We start from the raw sequence: 18,355 nt of genomic DNA, 5'->3' as shown, positions 1-18,355 counted from the left end.
GGAGAGAACATGATTTTTCAACTTGCTGGATTTTTCGATGCTTTTACGCCAAACAATGTTAATTATTTACTAGGTGGACTGGGTGTCACGATAGCGGTTTCCATCATATCTGTCATTGCTAGTCTGATCATTGGTGCGATCATCGGTATCATTATTTTTGAAGAAATACCATATTTTTCTAAATACGTTGAAACTGTTAACAACATTATCAGGAATTTACCTCTGCTGCTGATAATCTTTTTTACTTATTTTGCCCTCCCTTCATTAGGCATTTATTTACCGGTCTTTTGGGCGACTGTCATTTCAATGACGGTTTTTGAATCGACTATGTTGGCCGAAATCATTAGGGGCGGCTTGCTTGCAGTCCCGGTCGGTCAAACTGAAGGAGCTCGATCAGTCGGAATGACCAATATGCAGGCTTTATTCAATATTGTTTTGCCGCAAGCGATCAAAAGAATGATTCCGCCGATAATTTCACAGCTGATCTCTTTGGTCAAAGATACTAGTTTAGCGGTCGGTATCGTTCTTGCGGAGGTCACTTTCCGCGGACAAATAATTTATGCACAAAATTCGAACTACACGGTACCGATATTCACAGCATTAGCAGTGATGTACTTTGTTTTGAATTATGCTTTATCGCTTTTGGCTCGTTGGTTCGATCATAAACTGGCTGCCTGATTATTTTTAGATTGGAGAATTGAATGGTTAAAATACAAGATGATCTATATGAAGCCGTCAATGCTGATTGGCTGAAAAAAGCAAAAATTCGGGCCGATATGCCGTCGACAAGTTCTTTTACCGACCTATATCTTTCAATAGAAGACGATATGCGCTCTGACACGGAAGATTTTGCCGCGGGTAAAAAAGAAACTCCTGATTATTTAAAAAATTTCGTCAAGCTTTATCAATTAGCTAATGATTGGTCTGCACGAGAAAAGGACGCCAAAGACCAAATCAAGAGCTTGCTCAACCGTTTGGAAAAAGTTGAAAGTTTTTCTGATTTTTCTAAGCAGGCTGCCGAACTTGATCTTGACGGTTATCCGACCGGATTTTCTTTTGGAGTCGAACCAGATTTTAAACAGGCTGATCGGTATATTTTTTGGGTCGGCGAACCATCGACGATTTTACCCGACACGACTTATTATGCAGACGATAATCCGCAAAAAGAGCCTCTATTAAAAGCGTGGACACAAACGACCCTTCAATTGTTGGCAGCCAATGGTTATGATCAAGAACAAAGCGACCAAATCGTTAAAGATGCAAAGGCTTTCGATGCAAAAATCGCTAAACTTGTTTTGAGTCGTGAAGAACAGTCTCGTTATTATAAGAATTACCATCCGAAAACGATCGATCAATTTGCTGCATATCTTGATACGATCGATCTTAAGAATTATGTTGACAGTTTAGTTGGCCGGACAGTTGATAAGGTCGTATTATCTTCTGAACGCTTTTGGAATTCTGCAGCCGAGTTGTTCACCGAAGACAACTGGCCGGTCTTTAAAAATTGGCTTTTGGCCGATGCTGTTGCCGTTTTCTCGTCTTATGGCTCTTATGATCTTTTCAAACAGGCTGGCAGTTTTGGCCGTATCTTGACGGGAACAGCTCAAGCCCCTGCGCCGGCCCGTGCAGCTTACGCGCTGGCTCACAGCCAATTCGGTTTCTTGCTTGGCGATTATTTCAGACGCAAGCACTTCTCACCTGAAGCAAAGAACAATGTAGAAGAAATGATCCGCAAAATGATCGCCGTTTATCGTGATCGTTTGCAGCATAATGACTGGCTGGGCAAAGAGACGATCGCAAAGGCCGTTAATAAGCTGGATCATATCGCTATCAAGATCGGTTATCCAGATAAAATTCCAGCACGTTTTCTGGAACGGACTGTTGATCCTGATAAGAGTTTGTTGGAGAACAGTCTCAAACTTTCCCGTCAAGAAGCGCAGTTTTATTTGTCTCGTTGGGATGGCAAAGTAGATAATACTGAATGGGTCATGACCCCGGATACAGTCAACGCCTATTATGATCCGCAGACTAATTCGATCAATTTCCCGGCTGGGATCCTGCAAAAACCATTTTATGATTTTGATCGTCCGGCATCCGCGAATTATGGCGGTATCGGTGCTGTTATCGCCCATGAAGTTTCACATGCTTTTGATACTAATGGTGCCCGCTTTGATGAAAAAGGTTCCTTGAATAACTGGTGGACTGACCAAGATCTTAAAGAATTTGAAAAGCGGGCGCAAGCGATCGTTGATGTTTGGGACGGTCTTAAAATCGATGGTGCTGCAATAAATGCTAAGCTGATCTTGACAGAAAATATCGCTGATCTAGGTGGTGTTAGTGCTGCTTTACAAGCGGCAAAGGGCAGCTCTGACTTCTCAGCAGAATTGTTTTTTAGAACCTGGGCTGAGATCTGGCGTATGAAATCAAGTCCAGAGTATACCAAATTGTTGGTTAGTATTGACGTCCATGCACCAAATAAGCTGCGGGCAAACGAACCGGTCAAAAACTTTCAGGATTTCTTTGATGCTTTCGGTATCAAAGATGGTGACAAAATGTTTAGACCAAAAGCAAAGAGAGTCAGCCTTTGGTAATTGGATCAAAAACTGTGATATTTTTTCACAGTTTTTTTATTATTCTTTGCCATATAAGTTCTTTTTATTAGATAATAAGTAACACAGAGGGGAAGAATAATGGCACTTAGCGAAAACCATATCAGCGAAAATAAAAGTATACTGATAAACCGAGAGATATCTTGGTTAAAATTCAATGATCGGGTATTAGCTCAGGTGTCGGATCAACGCCATCCATTATTAGAACGGGCACGTTTTTTATCTATCACACAAAAAAATCTTGACGAATGGTTTATGGTCAGGCTGGCTTCGATCCATCAAATGGCTCAGCTGCATTTGCAAACGCGGGAGCCGACTGGCCTTTTGCCCACAGAAGAGTTGGATTTGATTTCAGCTGCAGCCGGCAGGCAGTTAAAAAAACAGCATTCCTTATATACACGCTCTTTGGTTCCGATGCTAGCTAAAAATGGTATTTCGATCCTTGATATCGATGATCTTTCTACTGACCAATTCGGCTGGCTTAAAGAATATTTTGACCAGGAAATCGAACCGATCTTAACACCGATGGCTGATGATGGTACACGGCCATTTCCTTTTTTGGCTAACGATAGCCTTAATTTGGCTATTAGGTTGATAAAAAACAGTAAAAAAAGTGATAAAAAAGAACATTTCGCCTTTATTCAAGTGCCTAAAAATTTGCAGCGGGTAATAGAATTGCCAGTTGGCCAAGGACAAGTTTTCGTTTTGATCGAAGATGTGATCCGCCATTTTGTCGGTTCGCTTTTTAATGGCTATGAAATCAGAGAAGTTACCGCTTTTCATATTCTTCGTGATATGGAATTATCGATTGCAGAGGAAGATACACCAAATCTTCTAAATGAGGTCCGTAGTCAATTAAAGAAACGCGAACGCGGTCAAGTTATTCGTTTGGTTGCTGAAAAAGGGATGAGCAAGAAGACTGAGAGACGTTTGGAAAAGGTCCTGCCTTTGAATCGGCGCCGTGTTTACCGTGTTACCAACCCGGTTGATCTGGCTTTTTTGGATTATCTAATAAAAAGAGTCAATCGGCCAGAACTTTTTTACCATTCCTTTCGATCAAAAGCTGATCCTGATCTCTTAGGACCGAAAATTTTTGATCAGATCAGTCAGGGCGACATCTTGCTGCAGCATCCTTATGATGATTTTGCCCCCGTTTTAAATCTGATCAAGCAAGCGGCTAATGATCCGCAAACGATGGCGATCAAAATGACTCTTTACCGGGTTTCTAAAGATTCGCCGATCGTCGCAGCTTTAGCACAAGCGGCTAATGCCGGCAAACAGGTAACGGTGCTGCTTGAAGTTAAAGCCCGGTTTGACGAACAGAATAACGTTTTCTGGGCAGAAGCTTTGGAAAAACAAGGCGTTCATGTTATCTATGGATTGTTGAATTTAAAAGTCCACTCTAAAATGACTTTGATCGTTCGTCGACAGGCAGACGGTATCCACAGATACATTCACGTCGGTACCGGGAATTATAATGAAGTTACTGCTAGAATGTATACTGATTTGTCTTTGTTCAGTGCAGATGATGATCTGGCAGATGATCTTAGTCAGATTTTTAATTATTTGACCGGCTATTCTCGCCCAGAACATCTTAAAAGGGCTTTTATTTCACCGAACGGCATTGCTGATAGATTGATCGAGTTGATCGATGCTGAAGCTTTAGCAGCTGAATCACAAAAAAATTCAGGCATTTGGATGAAGGCGAATTCCCTTAACGATACTCGCATTATCGATCATTTAGTCCGAGCTGGGAAAAGCGGAGTGCCGATCCACCTTCTGATCCGCGGAATAGAAACCTTAAGGCCCGGCATCAAAGGCGAAACTAATAATATTAAAGTACATTCGATCGTCGGCCGCTTTTTGGAACATTCCCGTATTTATCGTTTTGCCAACGCCGGCGACCCGCTTACTTTTATCTCCAGTGCCGACTTGATGCCGAGGAATCTTTATCGCAGAGTTGAGCTGATGGTACCGATCTTGCAAAAAGATTGTAAAGATAAAGTTGCTGAGATATTTGAAACGATGTGGGCTGATACTATCAATATGTGGAAAATGAGATCTGATGGCAGCTATGTTCGCCATTCAAAGAAGAAACGCCGTGTCGACAGTCAAGCTTTGTTTGTTGATCATGATTACGTTTCAGATCGTTTTGCCGAAAAATTTATTGGCGATAATTAAGTTTTTAATTCTAAAACAGTGAGAGGTAATTTAATGACAAACTTTGCAGTGATTGATTTAGGATCTAACTCAGTGAGAATGACGATCAGCCATTACGACAAAAATGGTGAATATGAAGTATTGGAGCGCTTTCAAGAAATGGTTCGTCTTTCTAAGGGGATGGGTAAAAAAAGAGTTCTGCAAGATGACGCTATCCAGCGCACTTTACAAGCACTAAGCCATTTCCGATCAGCACTTTTGAAATATCCTGATATTAAATTGCGGGCAGTCGCAACAGCGGCCGTTCGTCAAGCATCTAACCGCGAAGTTTTTCTGGAAAAATTTAAATCTCTTATGAAAAAACCGCTCGAAGTTATTTCTGGAGTTCAAGAAGCCTATTATGATTATCTCGGTATCGTTGAGACTTTGCCGATCGAAGATTGTTTGATCATGGATACCGGAGGTGCCTCCACTGAAATCGTTTTGGTAAGAGGGCGGAAGGACCAGCATGCCGTATCGCTGCCGATGGGCGCTGTTAACATCAGCGAACGTTTTTTGGAAAGCGACCGTGTTTCTGCTGTGTCTTTATTTAACGCTATGAATTTCTTACAAGATTCTTTTCGCGATATCGCTTGGTTGAGAAAAGCCGACTATTTGCCGATAGTTGCCGTGGGCGGTTCAAATCGAACGATGGCTAAAATTTCAAGAAGAGAGTTGGAAGTGGTTGGTTTGCCGATCCATGGATACCATTTGAATTCAGCTGATCTGCGCAATATTTTCAAACAAGTTTTAGCTAGCGATTTAAAGGGCCGGGCTGCCATCCCCGGTCTTTCAAAGGGTCGAGCAGATATAATCGTTGGCGGGATGCTGCCGCTTGTAAAAATGTTCCAATACATAAGCAGCGATCAAGTTATTTTTTCCCAATCAGGTCTTCGTGAAGGGATATTATTTGAAGAGATCCAAAAAAATACTGGTCATGAAGTCTTAGATCCGCATGTAGATGATGAAAATGTCGATGCTGATGAAAGTGATGAAGGATAAGTAAATGCGTTCTTTTTTGCTTTTTTGGCTGACTTTTTTTGCTTTTTTGGCCAGTTTTTATTTTTCTGCTTTTAACGGATTGCCATCTAATAGCGGCCAGCCGATCAAACCTTATCATTATGTTGCTCCAGATCACTTTTCGATAAAACATCGCGACAATTTTGCCGAAAACCGTATTCAAAAAAAAGATCTTTTTGCTCGCAGTATCGATCAAAGGTTGAAAGAAGCTCATTTTTCCGGAAGCATTTTGGTTATATCTAAGAATCGTATTCTGCTTAACCATGGCTACGGTTACGCAGATCGCCAAAAGGGGATCGCTAACACTCCGCGTTCGCTTTTTGGTCTGGCTTCGATCCAAAAATCATTGACCGCCTTGATGATCTTTCAACAGATAAAAACTGGGAAGATCAGTCTGGATACGACTTTGGACCATTATTACCCTTTGCTGCCTGATGCCAAACAAATCACCATACATCATTTATTGACGATGAGTTCGGGTTTGTTGTCTTCTAATCGGGCTATCCCAAGGCAAGTCAGCGACGATGATTATATTTTACCGGCTATTGAAGGAGCGGAGCAAAAATATCCATTGGGAAGCTGGCACTATTCTCCGGTAAATTATAAAATTTTGGCTGGGATCCTCCAAACAGTTACCGGTAAAACTTATAGTGAAAATTTTGACCAGACATTTGGTAAAAAATTTGCCTTTGTCAGCTATAAAAAATTTTCTAGCGAGCGTTATCGGACTCTTTCTTACTATGATTTATCCGAAAGAAAACCAGCTGGTTACGATACAAAAATAATGTCTAATGAAATAGCAACTGGGAACGTGTTCACCACTTGTTCTAATTTATATTTGTATTTCAGAGACCTATTGACTGGGGGCTTGCTGCCGCCTGAACTTGTTGATCAAATGTTCTCCACCTTTGGTCGTAGTCCTTATAGCTGCGGAGTTTATCCTAACCGTGATTATGTCAGGGCTCATGGATATATTTTCAAATACGAACCGAGTATCATCATAAGCCGTAACGGCCAAGATGCCGTGATCATGCTGGCCAATGCCCCGGTAAAAGGGAGCTGGCAGCGCTATGCGCAAGAATTCTATCGAGAGCTGACTTTTACAAATAAAATCGTTAAGCAATAAGCGTAAGACAAAGCTTTATTTTTTCTACTTTACTGATAAAATGTAAGTATGAAATTATATCAGCCAGAAAGTAATAGCGATCAAGAAGTCAAAGAAAAGATCCAGAGCGAGGGTCGGACAGTCATGTTTTTGCAGGCTGCCTGGTGCGGAGATTGCAAAGCTATCAAACCCTTTGTTTCCGATATAAAAGAAGAGGTCGCTAAGAGCTCTGATTGGGTAGATGCTGATCGTGATGCTAATATTGATGTTGCTAAAGAACAAGGTTTGCGCGGCATTCCTGCTTTTGTACTTTTTAAGAATGGCAAACAAATTTCTCATATCGGCGACGGTCAGCGCTTAACTCCCAAAGAGGTACTTGATTGGTACCGTTCGACGCTTGACTGATTTTTTATTTTCGCAATATTTATTAGATAAAACCTAAATTGGGTTTTATTTTTTTAAATTGTTTACTTTTCTTTCTGAAAGTGTCATAATTCCTTACAATTATCAGTTTTTTAGGAGGGTCAATTTGGGAATTATTGCCAGGTCTTTTAGGAAGGATTCTGTTTTAAAATTTTCGCACGCAGATTCACATTTAAAACGAGTTCTCAACACCCGTGATTTAACTGCATTGGGGATCGGTACGGTCATCGGTACCGGAATTTTTATCCTGCCCGGAACTGAGGCAGCTCAGCATGCCGGTCCGGCAGTCGCGATCGCTTTTTTGTTAGCGGCGATAATATCGGGAATATCGGGTATGGCTTATTCGGAATTTGCTAGTGCCATGCCGGTTGCCGGTTCTGCTTATTCTTACGGCTCGGTCGTTTACGGCCAGGTGATCGGCTGGTTTTTGGGCTGGTCGCTGATCTTGGAATATTTTTTGGCAACTTCTGCAATTTCTGTCGGGTTTTCATCATATTTGACCGGCTTATTGCAAACCAATCATCTTGGTGTCTCAAAAGCGATCACGGCTGGTCCTTTTGAAGGCGGTATCGTTAATTTACCAGCGATAATTCTTTTGGCGGTTATTTTAAGCATTCAAATTATCGGTTTATCGACGACACGTTGGGTCGAAAATATTTTTGTGGCAATAAAGTTGGCGATTTTAGCCTTGTTTATAATCGTTGGAATATTTTTTATAAAACCAAGCAATTTTTCACCATTTTATCCAAAAGAGTTTCGTTCTGGACTATTCGGTCTTTCTGGTATTTGGGCGGCAACTTCGGGGATATTTTTTGCCTTTCTCGGCTTCGATACTTTGGCGGCACATACGGCCGAAGTCAAGCACCCGAAGACGCAGATGGCGCGCGGCATTATCAATACCGTGATCGTTTCCGCTGTTTTATATACATTGTTCGGCATCGTTTTGACCGGAATGGTCAATTACCGTAATTTAAATGTAAGCGATCCTGCTTCTTTTGCCTTTGCTTTCGTTCATCAAAACGGCTTGGCTTCGATCATTGGTATTGGCTCGATGATCGGCATGTTTACAGGTGTTTTGGCACTTGTTTTTGCTTCGTCCAGGTTGATCTATTCATTTGGCCGTGATGGTTTGCTGCCTTCTTTTATTGGAAAAGTCAGCGGTAAACAGCGTGTTCCTTTGAATGCTTTGTTGATCGCCGGTGTTATTGAAATAATTATTTCCGGTTTCATTCCTTTGTCGGAGTTAGCATCTTTGATAAATGCCGGAACCCTGACCGCTTTTGCCTTTGTTAATTTTGGTATTTTATTATTGCGCCGGCGTCGTGATATTAAAAATGATGATGGTTTTAAAATGCCGTTGTTCCCAGTTTTACCGATCATCGGCGGTTTGACTAGTGTTTTCTTTGTTAGCCAATTGGAGACGCGTACTTTAATTTTATTCGGTATTTGGACTATCATTGGTCTTTTTATCTATTACACTTATGGTATCCGCCACTCCTCTCTGCAAAAAGAGTAGAATGCTTGAAATTTCGTGGGATATCGTGCTAAAATGATATCTTGTTGATGCCCTTTAGCCAAGTTGGTAAGGCAGTGGCTTCTGGTGCCATGACGCGCTGGTTCGAGTCCAGCAAGGGCAATATATACATAAAAACCGCCATTGTTGATATGACGGTTTTTCTTTGTCTGAAAGGTGATGCAAAGGGGTTTGCTGCTCATAAAAAGTAGTAATTTTATTAAATATATATCGGTCGAAAAGATAAAAACAGCGAGAAGATTGAAAATAATGAAAAACTTTTTCGTAAAAACATTCTCATTTTAAAAAATATAGTCTCTGCATAATCTTAAAGGGCAAAATAAAACGCCCCCCGTTGAGCGTTGAACCTTCTATTCTGATTTGATGTAATTAACGCCATCTGCTTTAGGAGCTCTGGTCTTGCCAAAGAAAATGGTCAAAACGATGATCGTTAATACATATGGGAATATTTGCAGCCAGACCGACGGTATTTCTTTGATTCCTGGTATTTGCGCGCCAATGACCGCTAAAGATTGGGAAAGGCCGAAAAATAAAGATGCCAGCATTGCGCCGATCGGGTTCCAGCGGCCGAAGATCATCGCTGCCATCGAGATGAATCCTTGACCGGCGATCGTTGATACGGCAAAGTTCAACGAGATCGATTGAGCATATAAAGCACCGCCGACCCCGCCAAGGATCCCAGAGATCAAAACACCGCGGTAACGAAGCGATGAAACATTTAATCCCAAAGTATCAGCTGCTTGCGGATGTTCGCCGACTGATCTTAAACGAAGTCCAAAACGCGTTTTATAAAGCAGCCAAGCCGATAGGAAGGCAACTATTATAGCTAATATTGATGGATAGCTGGTATTTCTGAAAAATATCTGACCGATGATCGGTATCTGGTCTAAGATCGGAACATTAGAATAACCGAAAGCCTGACTGATTTGATCAGTTTGGCCTTTGCCGTAAATAACTTTTATCAAAAAGACACCCAAGGCCGGTGCGATCAGATTTATGACTGTCCCGGAAACGATGTGATCGGCTCTTAAAGTTACGGTAGCCAGGGCATGGATCCAAGATATCATCAAGCCGACCAAAGCACCGACGATCAATCCTATCCAAGGTGTAAAGGTGCCAAATTGTTGGCCGAAGGTCAAATTAAAAACGATCGAACTGAAAGCACCCATGGTCATTATGCCTTCAAGACCAACGTTAACAACACCGCCCCGCTCAGAAAAAGTTCCGCCGATAGCTGTAAAGACCAGCGGTGCAGAGTAGATCATCGTTGTACTTACTAGTAATGCAAGAATGGAAACTATGTTCATGCCTTGACTCCTTTAGATGCCTTTTTATTTCCCTTATTACCGCCTTGAGAGGAGTTTTGATCGGCTTCTCTGACTTTTTTGATGATGATCTGGATCAAATAACTGGCCCCGACAAAAAATATCATCAAAGCTATCACGATCGAAACTAGTTCTGTAGGAACACCGGAAATGTTAGGCATCCCCGAACCGCCGACAGTCAAGGTCGAAAAAAGTGCAGCTGCCAAAACGACTCCAATAAAGGAACCTGAGCCAAGCAAAGCTACAGCCATTCCATTAAAGCCTGTTATTGGTGTTGAGTTTTGAACAAAAGCATTGCCGTAATGACCCAATCCCTCAGTAACACCTGCTAAACCTGATAAGGCTCCAGATAGTGTCATTGCAGCGATTTGAATACCCTTATCATTTATACCAGCGTACCTAGCAGCATCGGCGTTTTTTCCTACAGCATCGATGGCAAAACCGAAAGTAGTTTTTTTACTGATGAACCAAATGATCACAGTTACGATCAAGGCAATAAAAATGCCCGAAGATACCGATGATTGATTTGTCAATTCACTTAGCCAGTGCATTGATAAGCTGCCCTTGTTGCCGATTTGAATCGTTGAGTCGCTGCTTTGTTTTAAGGAATGGGGGAAGCCGGAAGTGATAAAAGCATTTCCTAAATATAGAATGATGTAATTCATCATGATGGTAATGATGACTTCTGAAGCACCAAATCTGGCTCTTAGAAAACCCGGGATAAAACCGGCAGCAGCTCCGAGCAAGATTCCGAAAATGATCGCACCAATGATCAAAACAGCATTTGGCAAATCATGGAAATATAAGGTGAACCAAACACTGCCGACCCAGCTGCCGTACATTTGTCCAGACATACCGATGTTAAAAAAGCCGGCTTGCGAAGCAACCAAAAAGGACAGTCCGGTCAATATCAATGGTGTCATTTGCGAGAAAATTTCACCGATATTCTGACGGTTGCCAAAAGCGCTGGAGAAAAGCGAACCATAGCCTGAAAAGGGATTGTATCCAAAAGCGGTCATGATGATACCGCCGGCCAGTAAGCCAAATAAGACTGATATTAAAGCAACTGCTACTTTATTTTTTTGATTACTGATCATTTTGCCTCCAAGCTTTCTTTAACAGTCTCTTTTTTTGCTGTTTTGAGGTCGACGCCGGTCATCATCAATCCCAGTTCTTCCTTATTGGTATCATTGCTGTTGACCTGACCAATTATTTTGCCGCCTGAGATAACCGCTATTCGATCAGAAAGATCCAAAATTTCATCTAATTCGAAACTGACCAATAAAACAGCTTTGCCGGAGTCTCTTTGATCGATGATCTGCTTATGGATATATTCGATCGCACCGACATCCAAACCGCGGGTCGGTTGAGCTGCGATAACAAGTTTAGAATTTCTTGATAATTCTCGGGCAACTACTGCTTTTTGTTGATTTCCGCCTGATAATGATCCGGCTTTTTCTTGGATCGAAGCTGCTTTGACGTCAAATTGTTTGACCAGCTGATCAGCTTTTTTGTTAACGGCCCTTTGGTCGATAATACCAAAGCGGGCATAAGGTGCTTGATTATAATTTTGGATGACTAAGTTTTGTGCCAACGATATATCGGTTTCTAAACCGTAGCGAAGCCGGTCTTCGGGTATATGGGCCGTTCCTGCTTTGATGATTTTCTTTGGACTTTTATTGGTTATATCTTTGCCGGCAAGGATTATTTTTCCATGATCGCTTTTAGTTAAACCGGTGATCGCTTGAACCAGTTCGGTTTGTCCATTGCCGTCGATTCCGGCTAAACCAACGATTTCACCGGCTTTTATTGAAAGATCCAGATCTTTGACCCGCAGGCTGCCTTCTGCGTCTTTAACTGATAATTTTTGGATCGAAAGAATTTCTTTACCAGCTTTTAAAGGAGGTTTTTGACTGGAAAAAGAAACTTTTCGGCCAACCATTTTTTCGGCTAAAGTAGCTGCGGAAACATTTTTGGCATTAAAAGTTTCGTAGGATTTTCCTTGGCGGATGACAGTGACTCGATCAGCGGCCTGTCTTATCTCTTCTAATTTGTGTGTGATAAAAATGACTGCCTTTCCTTCGCGGGCAAGACTTTTCATTATTTGGATCAGTTCATCGATTTCTTGTGGGGTCAAGACGGCGGTCGGTTCATCAAAGATCAAAACATCAGCTTTTCGATAAAGTGTTTTTAAAATTTCGACCCGCTGCTGCTGACCAACAGAAATGTCCGATATCAATGCATCCGGCTGGACTTCTAGCTTGTATTGGTCGACTAATTTTTGGATCTCTTTTTTTGCACTTTTTAAATTCAAAGAAAGACCCTTGGTCTTTTCCGCTCCGAGGATAATATTTTCCGTGACGGTAAACGCATCGACCAGCATAAAATGTTGATGGACCATGCCGATCCCCAGATTAGCTGCTGCTGCCGGGTCTTTTATCGTTATTTTTTTTCCTCTCAAAAAAATCTCGCCCGATGTTGGTTGCAAAAGCCCGGACAAGATATTCATCAATGTAGATTTACCGGCACCATTTTCTCCCAATAAAGCATGGATCTCGCCTGCTTTGACATCTAAGTTGATATCATCGTTTGCGGCAAAATCACCAAATTTTTTCACGATATGTCTTACCTCGATCAGTGGAGGCCGGTTTGTAATTTCTGCTGTCATCTTTTCTCCATTTTTCAATTTGCTGATATGTAGACACGCCCGTAAGCGTGTGTTTGGATCATTGAACTGAAGCGTAAGTCGTTGGTTTATTAGGAACTTTGACCTGCCCAGACTGGATCCTTCTTTGTGCTGCGGCAACATCACGATATATTTGATCGCTCATCGAGTCTTTGGCCAAATAAACTCCGTGTTCTTTAAAGCCGAAACTAACGACTTTGCCGCCGGGGAATTTACCGGTTCTAGCTTGATTAGATACAGTGTAAACTGATTGCCCGACTTCTTTGACTGCAGATGCCAAGGTGAAATTAGAAGACCTGTTATTTCTATCGCGATAATTTCCATCGCTCTTTTGATCGCGATCGACACCGATGACCCAAACTTTATCAGCTGCATCACGACGCTGGTTCAATGCTTTTGCCTGAGCAAAGACACCATTTCCGGTACCGCCAGCGGCAACGAAGATGACATCGTCGCCATTTGCATACATCGCTGAAGCGATCGTCCGACCGCGGGCTGCGTCGGCAAAGGAATTTGCGTACTGAACGTCGATCCTGATATTCCGGTTTACTGATTTTGCACCAGCAACATATCCGGCCTGGAAGGTATCGATAACAGCACCGCGGACACCACCGATGAAACCGATCCGGTTAGTCTTAGTAGCTCTTGCTGCGGCAACACCGGCTAAATAAGATGATTGTTCAGTTTTAAAAGTTATCGAAACAACATTTTTAACGTTCGGGATCACATCATCTATGATCGCGAAATTAATCTTCGGATTTTGTCTTGCTGCTGTTTTGATGTTGTTTTCAAGTGAATATCCAACGCCGAAAATAGTTTTGAAATTAGCTTGGATCGCTGAATTCATATTCGGCTTATAGTCTGAAGCGTCATTACTTTGAAAATAATTGTAACCGCCGCGGCCCTTTTTTAAGTCATGCTGGCGACCATATCTTTGCAAACCTTCCCAAGCTGATTGGTTGAAAGAATGATCATCGATACCGCCGGTATCGGTCAAGATGGCAACAGAGTGCTGACTGTCGCCGGAACTTCCATTATTATTACGGCCAAAGGCAAAGAAACCCCCGACAACTGCTGCGATCACAACGACTATCCCTAGGACAGTCCATCGAAAACGATTCATTTAAAATCTCCCCACATTTTTTTGGCTGAGAAATGAACTGCTTGATCAGGACAGTACATCCCCCAAGCTCAATAGAAGAATAACTTAAAAAAACACGAACGTTCTTTTTAAAAGTGTTACATTGATGATTATTATTCGGCTGTTGAAGGATAAAACGGTTTGCTCTCTTTTGAAATAGCTGTTATTCTACCTATTTACAAACTTAAATTACTTTTTTTGTAAAATAGTTCGTTTTGAATTCTGGTTGCGGCTTATATAAAATAAGGTTGATGAATAAATTTGAGCTTCACAATGAACTCGAAAAAGTTATTCTGGTTTCTGATATTCACGGAAATTGGCAGGCTTTAAAAAAAATAACTGAGATCCCGGAATTTGACAGCCCGGGATATCGGCTGATTTTTCTTGGAGACTATACTGATTGGAACGGTCAGGAAAAACGCGAACCGATCAAAGTCATTACTTTTATTATGAACCAGGTCAAAAATCATCGTGCGCTGGCTATTCATGGCAATCACGATGATATGCTGTATAAAACAGCTTTGGGCGATTCAGCGACCTTTTATAATTGGGGACGCAACGGTATTATCGAAACACAAGAGGCTATGGGTCTGACACCTAACGATATCAATATCGAACTCACAAAAACTGAGCTTAATGATAAATTCGCTGAATATGTAGATTTTCTCGATAAGATACCTTATGCTATCGAAGACCAAAAACGTCTTTTTATCCACGCCGGTTTGGATTGGAGCAAAAAAGACTATCATCAAACCAGCAAAGAAGATATGGTTTGGATCCGTGATGAATATTTCTTTTCCGATGATGATCATTCGATCTATGGCCCTTCAGCGATCGAACAGATCAGTCCTGTCTGGCATAAAAATAATACCGGTAAAGTTATCGTTGCCGGCCACACGCCGACCTATTTGATTTCCGGCGATATCAATGATCCGATCGTACGGATGCAGCACGATAAAAACGATCCGATCCGCTATGACATTGATGGCGGTTCGCATTCGGCTCAACCGGGCGCAGCACTCAACGTTTTGATCTTAGACAAAGACGGCAGCGAGCTGAAAAGCTACCGCCTTGCTGAATGAACCGGACCTTTCGTATATAATTTTCTTCATGGATCAATTAATCAATAGAATACTTCGAAAATATCGCGCTGAATGGGGCAAGTTTTTTGCGATCGGCCTAGCCGGTTCGGTCGCAGCGGGGAAGAGTACTTTAGCCGCCGAACTATCAGAAAAATTAGAAACTGCCGCACCGAATTTGAAGGTTTCTGTGATTTCTGCTGATTCTTTTATCTTGCCCAATTCCGAGCTGATCAAAAGAGGCATTTTCGACAAAAAAGGTTTTCCGGCAAGCTATGATCTCCAGGCCTTAAAAAAAGCTATAAGAGATCTACGCGGCGGTCAAGATTTTATCAAGATCCCTAAATACTCGCTTGAAATAAATGATATTGAAAGCGATGCTTTTTTGGAGGTCCAGCGGCCTGATATTTTGATCGTTGAAGGGATCGTTGCTTTGCAGCTTGATGATATTTATGATTATTCGATTTATCTGCAGGCTGATCCCAAACTGATTTACCAATGGTTTTTGGCACGGACTTTATCTTTTATCAGGCAATCTAAAGATGATCCTGACAGCTTTTATTATCCTTTTTCAAAATTGCCGATCTCAAAGGTCATACCTGAATTGGAAAAGACTTGGCGTGAAACCAATTTAGCCAATTTGCTTCAAAATATTCAGCCGACAAAAGAAAAAGCCGATGCCATTGTCGTTAAAGGCAAGGGACACCAGCTGGAAAAGATAGAGTTTAAAGATCAGTGATGCAGCTGCGCAGATGGGACCTTAGGTCCTTTTTTTCTTAATGAATTTACAGCCAGACTAGCTAAATAAAAAACTGTTTCGATCGTCGCAATGAAAAAGGTGACCGGCCAGTTAGTTTCATAGGCCAAATAAAGGCCGGCCCAGCTGCCGATCAAAGCCAGAGAAATGCTGATAACTACGGCGCCGAATACTGAGCGGGCATAAAATTGAGCCGTGTAAGCGGGCAGGGTCAGCAGAATAAAAATAAGCAAAGCACCGACTATTTGCGAGGCGATACTGACACTCAAAGCCATCATGATGATAAACAGGACGTTTATCAGACCATTTTTATTTTTGGATATCCGAGCACCTACCGGATCAAAAGAATCGAATTTTAAAGGACGATAGATGGCTAAAGTCAAAATAAGTACGATCAGGGAAATGATCAAGATCTGTACTACGTTTGTCCAACTGATACCGACGATGGTCCCGAAAAGTATTCCAGTTGCATAAGAAGCATTTTTATTGGAAAGAGACAAAAACAGGACACCCATGCCCATGAATAAGGCAGAGATCGAACTAGTGGCGGCATCGCGTTTTTCTTCATCCAGACCGATCCTATTTACGAGCAGAGATGATGTAAAAGTAAAAAGCAGCATCGAAGTCAGCGGCGGCCAGCCCAGCCAGAGACCGAAAGCCGCCCCTGAGAAACCGATTTCCGATAATGTATGGGAAAGAAAAGATAATCGGCGGGCAACCACGAAGACACCGATGATACCGCACAAAAAAGCGACTGCAGTTGACGCTAAATAGGCATTTTGCATAAATTCTAATTCAAACATTTCTATCTCCTTGATAAACCTTTACCTGATCAGCTCTGCCGGTTTTATAGTCTGTACCGGTCAATTCAAGATAGTGTTTTCCGTATTTTTTGACTAGTTCCCAATCGTGAGAAATGAATATGATCGTCGTTTTGAAATTTTCATTCAGGTCTGAAACTAAGTCGAGAACTTCGAATTTGGCTTTTTGATCAAGGTTGGCCGTCGATTCGTCAAGGATCAAAAGCTGCGGGTCGTCTAAGATCGCTTGAGCCAAGTAGGCTCGCTGTTTTTCACCGCCCGATGCTCGCCCCAGTCTTTGCTTTCTTTTCTGCCACAGACCTGTTCTTTTGAGTGCTTGGGCAACTTTATTTTTTTCTTTTCTCGAAAGCCAGGGGAAAGGCGACTCATTGGCCTTTAGAGCAACGAAATTCTCGATCGATAAGGGATAATTTTTCTCTATATTTCTAAATTGCGGTACATAGCCGATATTTCTGGCTTCTAGCGATTTTGAAGAAAAATATATTTTACCGGAACTAGGTTTTAAAAGACCGAGGATATTTCTGATCAAAGTCGTTTTTCCGGTCCCGTTTTCTCCAAGCAGGCAAAGAAAATCGCCCTTTTTTAAATCCAGATCCAAATCTTTAAAAAGGACCCTGCCGTCAAATTCCATTGAAAGTTTTCTTATTGAAAGCAATAGATCTTTATTTTGCAAGAGACACCTTCTTATTTTTTAAAATAGTAAATATTACTAATTGATATTAACACAGATTTTTTTATAGGCGGCAGGTATTTTTTTGGAAACCGTTTTCATTTTTCATTAAAATCTGCTATACTGGCTCTGTAACATGTGAAAATTTTTACATAAGGAGAATTGGAGCGATGGCAAAAAAAGTTGCGATCATTACTGGCGGCGGTCAAGGAATTGGTGAAGGCATTGCAAAACGTCTTTCAAAGGACGGTTATGCTGTTATCATCAATGGACGAACTCAATCTAAACTTGATAAAGTCGCTGATGAGATCAAAAAAGACGGCGGTCAGGCACTGACTTTTGCCGGTGATGTTTCTTCACGTCAGGTCAATGTTGATCTGATCAAAAAAGCTGAAGATGAATTTGGCCGTTTGGATGTTTTTGTTGCTAATGCAGGTATCGACTGGGTAGATAATATCGAGGAAACACCTGAAGACGCAGTCGATCAAGTCATCGATATCAACTTAAAATCGCAGATCTGGGCTTTGCAAACAGCACCTAGGCTGATCAGAAAGTCAGGGGATGGCGGTTCGATAATCTTAGCTTCTTCAATAGCCGGAATGGAAGGATTTGAAATGCTGGGTATCTATTCGGCGACTAAATTTGCCAGCCGCGGCTTGGTACAGGCGGCAGCTAAGGAGCTAGCTGCAGATAAGATCCGTGTCAATGCATATAATCCCGGAATCGTTCTTACAGCTATGTGGGATGAGATCGATGCTCGTTTTGCTCAAAGAAAGAACGTACCGATCGGTTCGACGCGTCAATCGTTTATCGACGGCATCTTGTTAGGCCGCGGAGAAGAGCCCGATGATGTTGCTAAACTTGTTAGTTTCTTGTCGAGTGATGAGAGTGACTATATTACCGGTCAGTCGATCGCGGTCGACGGCGGTATTAAATTCTCATGATCTGATCATCTTGGATCATTAGCTTTAAATAAAAAAGCGGGC

The 18,355-nt window shown here is 41.8% G+C and carries 16 protein-coding genes and 1 tRNA gene; 11 read left to right on the top strand and 6 right to left on the bottom strand.

What is annotated here, in order from left to right; all coding sequences use genetic code 11:
- Window positions 1–9 precede the first annotated feature (9 nt).
- The 8 genes from ACKP2L_RS07660 to ACKP2L_RS07625 all read left to right on the top strand — a co-directional run bounded on the left by ACKP2L_RS07660 (window position 10) and on the right by ACKP2L_RS07625 (window position 8,993).
- A complete protein-coding gene (locus ACKP2L_RS07660; RefSeq protein ID WP_439425267.1) occupies window positions 10–678 on the top strand; it encodes an amino acid ABC transporter permease in 669 nt (222 codons plus the stop codon).
- 23 nt (window positions 679–701) lie between these two features.
- Window positions 702–2,591: a M13-type metalloendopeptidase gene (locus ACKP2L_RS07655; protein WP_439425266.1), complete on the top strand. Its 1,890-nt coding sequence runs from the start codon at window positions 702–704 to the stop codon at window positions 2,589–2,591.
- A 99-nt stretch (window positions 2,592–2,690) separates the two neighbouring features.
- Complete coding sequence (gene ppk1 / locus ACKP2L_RS07650) at window positions 2,691–4,790, top strand: polyphosphate kinase 1 (protein WP_439425265.1); 2,100 nt, start codon at window positions 2,691–2,693, stop codon at window positions 4,788–4,790.
- Window positions 4,791–4,823: 33 nt separating this feature from the next.
- A complete protein-coding gene (locus tag ACKP2L_RS07645) occupies window positions 4,824–5,810 on the top strand; it encodes a Ppx/GppA family phosphatase (protein ID WP_439425264.1) in 987 nt (328 codons plus the stop codon).
- 4 nt (window positions 5,811–5,814) lie between these two features.
- Window positions 5,815–6,954: a serine hydrolase domain-containing protein gene (locus tag ACKP2L_RS07640; protein WP_439425263.1), complete on the top strand. Its 1,140-nt coding sequence runs from the start codon at window positions 5,815–5,817 to the stop codon at window positions 6,952–6,954.
- Between the two features lie 48 nt (window positions 6,955–7,002).
- A complete protein-coding gene (locus ACKP2L_RS07635; protein WP_439425262.1) occupies window positions 7,003–7,338 on the top strand; it encodes a thioredoxin family protein in 336 nt (111 codons plus the stop codon).
- 124 nt (window positions 7,339–7,462) lie between these two features.
- On the top strand, window positions 7,463–8,872 hold the full coding sequence (locus tag ACKP2L_RS07630; RefSeq protein WP_439425261.1) for an APC family permease: 1,410 nt from the start codon (window positions 7,463–7,465) through the stop codon (window positions 8,870–8,872).
- 48 nt (window positions 8,873–8,920) lie between these two features.
- Window positions 8,921–8,993, top strand: a tRNA-Gln gene (locus tag ACKP2L_RS07625).
- Window positions 8,994–9,240: 247 nt separating this feature from the next.
- Here the strand turns inward: ACKP2L_RS07625 and ACKP2L_RS07620 are convergent.
- The 4 genes from ACKP2L_RS07620 to ACKP2L_RS07605 are packed head-to-tail and all read right to left on the bottom strand — an operon-like array spanning window position 9,241 to window position 14,024.
- The gene (locus ACKP2L_RS07620; RefSeq protein WP_439425260.1) at window positions 9,241–10,197 is read right to left on the bottom strand and encodes an ABC transporter permease; all 957 of its coding nucleotides are present in this window, start codon (window positions 10,195–10,197) and stop codon (window positions 9,241–9,243) included.
- A complete protein-coding gene (locus tag ACKP2L_RS07615) occupies window positions 10,194–11,309 on the bottom strand; it encodes an ABC transporter permease (protein ID WP_439426229.1) in 1,116 nt (371 codons plus the stop codon). The genes ACKP2L_RS07620 and ACKP2L_RS07615 overlap by 4 nt, the downstream gene beginning before the upstream one ends.
- Window positions 11,309–12,883 (bottom strand): ABC transporter ATP-binding protein, encoded by a 1,575-nt coding sequence (locus ACKP2L_RS07610; RefSeq protein ID WP_439425259.1) that lies wholly within the window; start codon window positions 12,881–12,883, stop codon window positions 11,309–11,311. The genes ACKP2L_RS07615 and ACKP2L_RS07610 overlap by 1 nt, the downstream gene beginning before the upstream one ends.
- A 58-nt stretch (window positions 12,884–12,941) precedes the next feature.
- Window positions 12,942–14,024, bottom strand: coding sequence for a BMP family lipoprotein (locus tag ACKP2L_RS07605; protein ID WP_439425258.1), 1,083 nt, complete (start codon window positions 14,022–14,024; stop codon window positions 12,942–12,944).
- 269 nt (window positions 14,025–14,293) lie between these two features.
- Here ACKP2L_RS07605 and ACKP2L_RS07600 point away from each other — a divergent pair, with 269 nt between their 5' ends.
- Together ACKP2L_RS07600 and ACKP2L_RS07595 are read left to right on the top strand one after the other, a co-directional pair.
- Window positions 14,294–15,124 carry a metallophosphoesterase gene (locus tag ACKP2L_RS07600; protein WP_439425257.1) on the top strand — a complete coding sequence of 277 codons (831 nt, stop codon included), beginning with the start codon at window positions 14,294–14,296 and terminating at the stop codon, window positions 15,122–15,124.
- A gap of 28 nt (window positions 15,125–15,152) precedes the next feature.
- Window positions 15,153–15,860 carry a type I pantothenate kinase gene (locus ACKP2L_RS07595; protein ID WP_439425256.1) on the top strand — a complete coding sequence of 236 codons (708 nt, stop codon included), beginning with the start codon at window positions 15,153–15,155 and terminating at the stop codon, window positions 15,858–15,860.
- Here ACKP2L_RS07595 and ACKP2L_RS07590 read toward each other — a convergent pair.
- Together ACKP2L_RS07590 and ACKP2L_RS07585 are read right to left on the bottom strand one after the other, a co-directional pair.
- A complete protein-coding gene (locus tag ACKP2L_RS07590; RefSeq protein ID WP_439425255.1) occupies window positions 15,854–16,681 on the bottom strand; it encodes a metal ABC transporter permease in 828 nt (275 codons plus the stop codon). The genes ACKP2L_RS07595 and ACKP2L_RS07590 overlap by 7 nt on opposite strands.
- On the bottom strand, window positions 16,674–17,330 hold the full coding sequence (locus tag ACKP2L_RS07585; protein WP_439426228.1) for a metal ABC transporter ATP-binding protein: 657 nt from the start codon (window positions 17,328–17,330) through the stop codon (window positions 16,674–16,676). Before ACKP2L_RS07585 ends, ACKP2L_RS07590 begins: the two co-directional genes overlap by 8 nt.
- Before the next feature lie 209 nt (window positions 17,331–17,539).
- On the opposite strand from ACKP2L_RS07585, the gene ACKP2L_RS07580 reads away from it, so the two are divergent.
- The gene (locus tag ACKP2L_RS07580) at window positions 17,540–18,313 is read left to right on the top strand and encodes a glucose 1-dehydrogenase (RefSeq protein WP_439425254.1); all 774 of its coding nucleotides are present in this window, start codon (window positions 17,540–17,542) and stop codon (window positions 18,311–18,313) included.
- Window positions 18,314–18,355 lie beyond the last annotated feature (42 nt).

This window comes from Oenococcus alcoholitolerans, assembly GCF_051852995.1.
GTDB classification, from domain to species: Bacteria; Bacillota; Bacilli; order Lactobacillales; family Lactobacillaceae; genus Oenococcus; species Oenococcus alcoholitolerans.
This window is presented reverse-complemented; position numbering and strand designations above follow the sequence as displayed.

Coding starts and splice junctions, on each gene's coding strand:
- ACKP2L_RS07610 (WP_439425259.1), bottom strand. CDS start 12,883: ATGACAGCAGAAATTACAAACCGGCCTCCACTGATCGAGGTAAGACAT.
- ACKP2L_RS07590 (WP_439425255.1), bottom strand. CDS start 16,681: ATGTTTGAATTAGAATTTATGCAAAATGCCTATTTAGCGTCAACTGCA.
- ACKP2L_RS07585 (WP_439426228.1), bottom strand. CDS start 17,330: ATGGAATTTGACGGCAGGGTCCTTTTTAAAGATTTGGATCTGGATTTA.
- ppk1 (WP_439425265.1), top strand. CDS start 2,691: ATGGCACTTAGCGAAAACCATATCAGCGAAAATAAAAGTATACTGATA.
- ACKP2L_RS07655 (WP_439425266.1), top strand. CDS start 702: ATGGTTAAAATACAAGATGATCTATATGAAGCCGTCAATGCTGATTGG.
- ACKP2L_RS07595 (WP_439425256.1), top strand. CDS start 15,153: ATGGATCAATTAATCAATAGAATACTTCGAAAATATCGCGCTGAATGG.
- ACKP2L_RS07660 (WP_439425267.1), top strand. CDS start 10: ATGATTTTTCAACTTGCTGGATTTTTCGATGCTTTTACGCCAAACAAT.
- ACKP2L_RS07620 (WP_439425260.1), bottom strand. CDS start 10,197: ATGAACATAGTTTCCATTCTTGCATTACTAGTAAGTACAACGATGATC.
- ACKP2L_RS07635 (WP_439425262.1), top strand. CDS start 7,003: ATGAAATTATATCAGCCAGAAAGTAATAGCGATCAAGAAGTCAAAGAA.
- ACKP2L_RS07600 (WP_439425257.1), top strand. CDS start 14,294: ATGAATAAATTTGAGCTTCACAATGAACTCGAAAAAGTTATTCTGGTT.
- ACKP2L_RS07640 (WP_439425263.1), top strand. CDS start 5,815: ATGCGTTCTTTTTTGCTTTTTTGGCTGACTTTTTTTGCTTTTTTGGCC.
- ACKP2L_RS07605 (WP_439425258.1), bottom strand. CDS start 14,024: ATGAATCGTTTTCGATGGACTGTCCTAGGGATAGTCGTTGTGATCGCA.
- ACKP2L_RS07580 (WP_439425254.1), top strand. CDS start 17,540: ATGGCAAAAAAAGTTGCGATCATTACTGGCGGCGGTCAAGGAATTGGT.
- ACKP2L_RS07645 (WP_439425264.1), top strand. CDS start 4,824: ATGACAAACTTTGCAGTGATTGATTTAGGATCTAACTCAGTGAGAATG.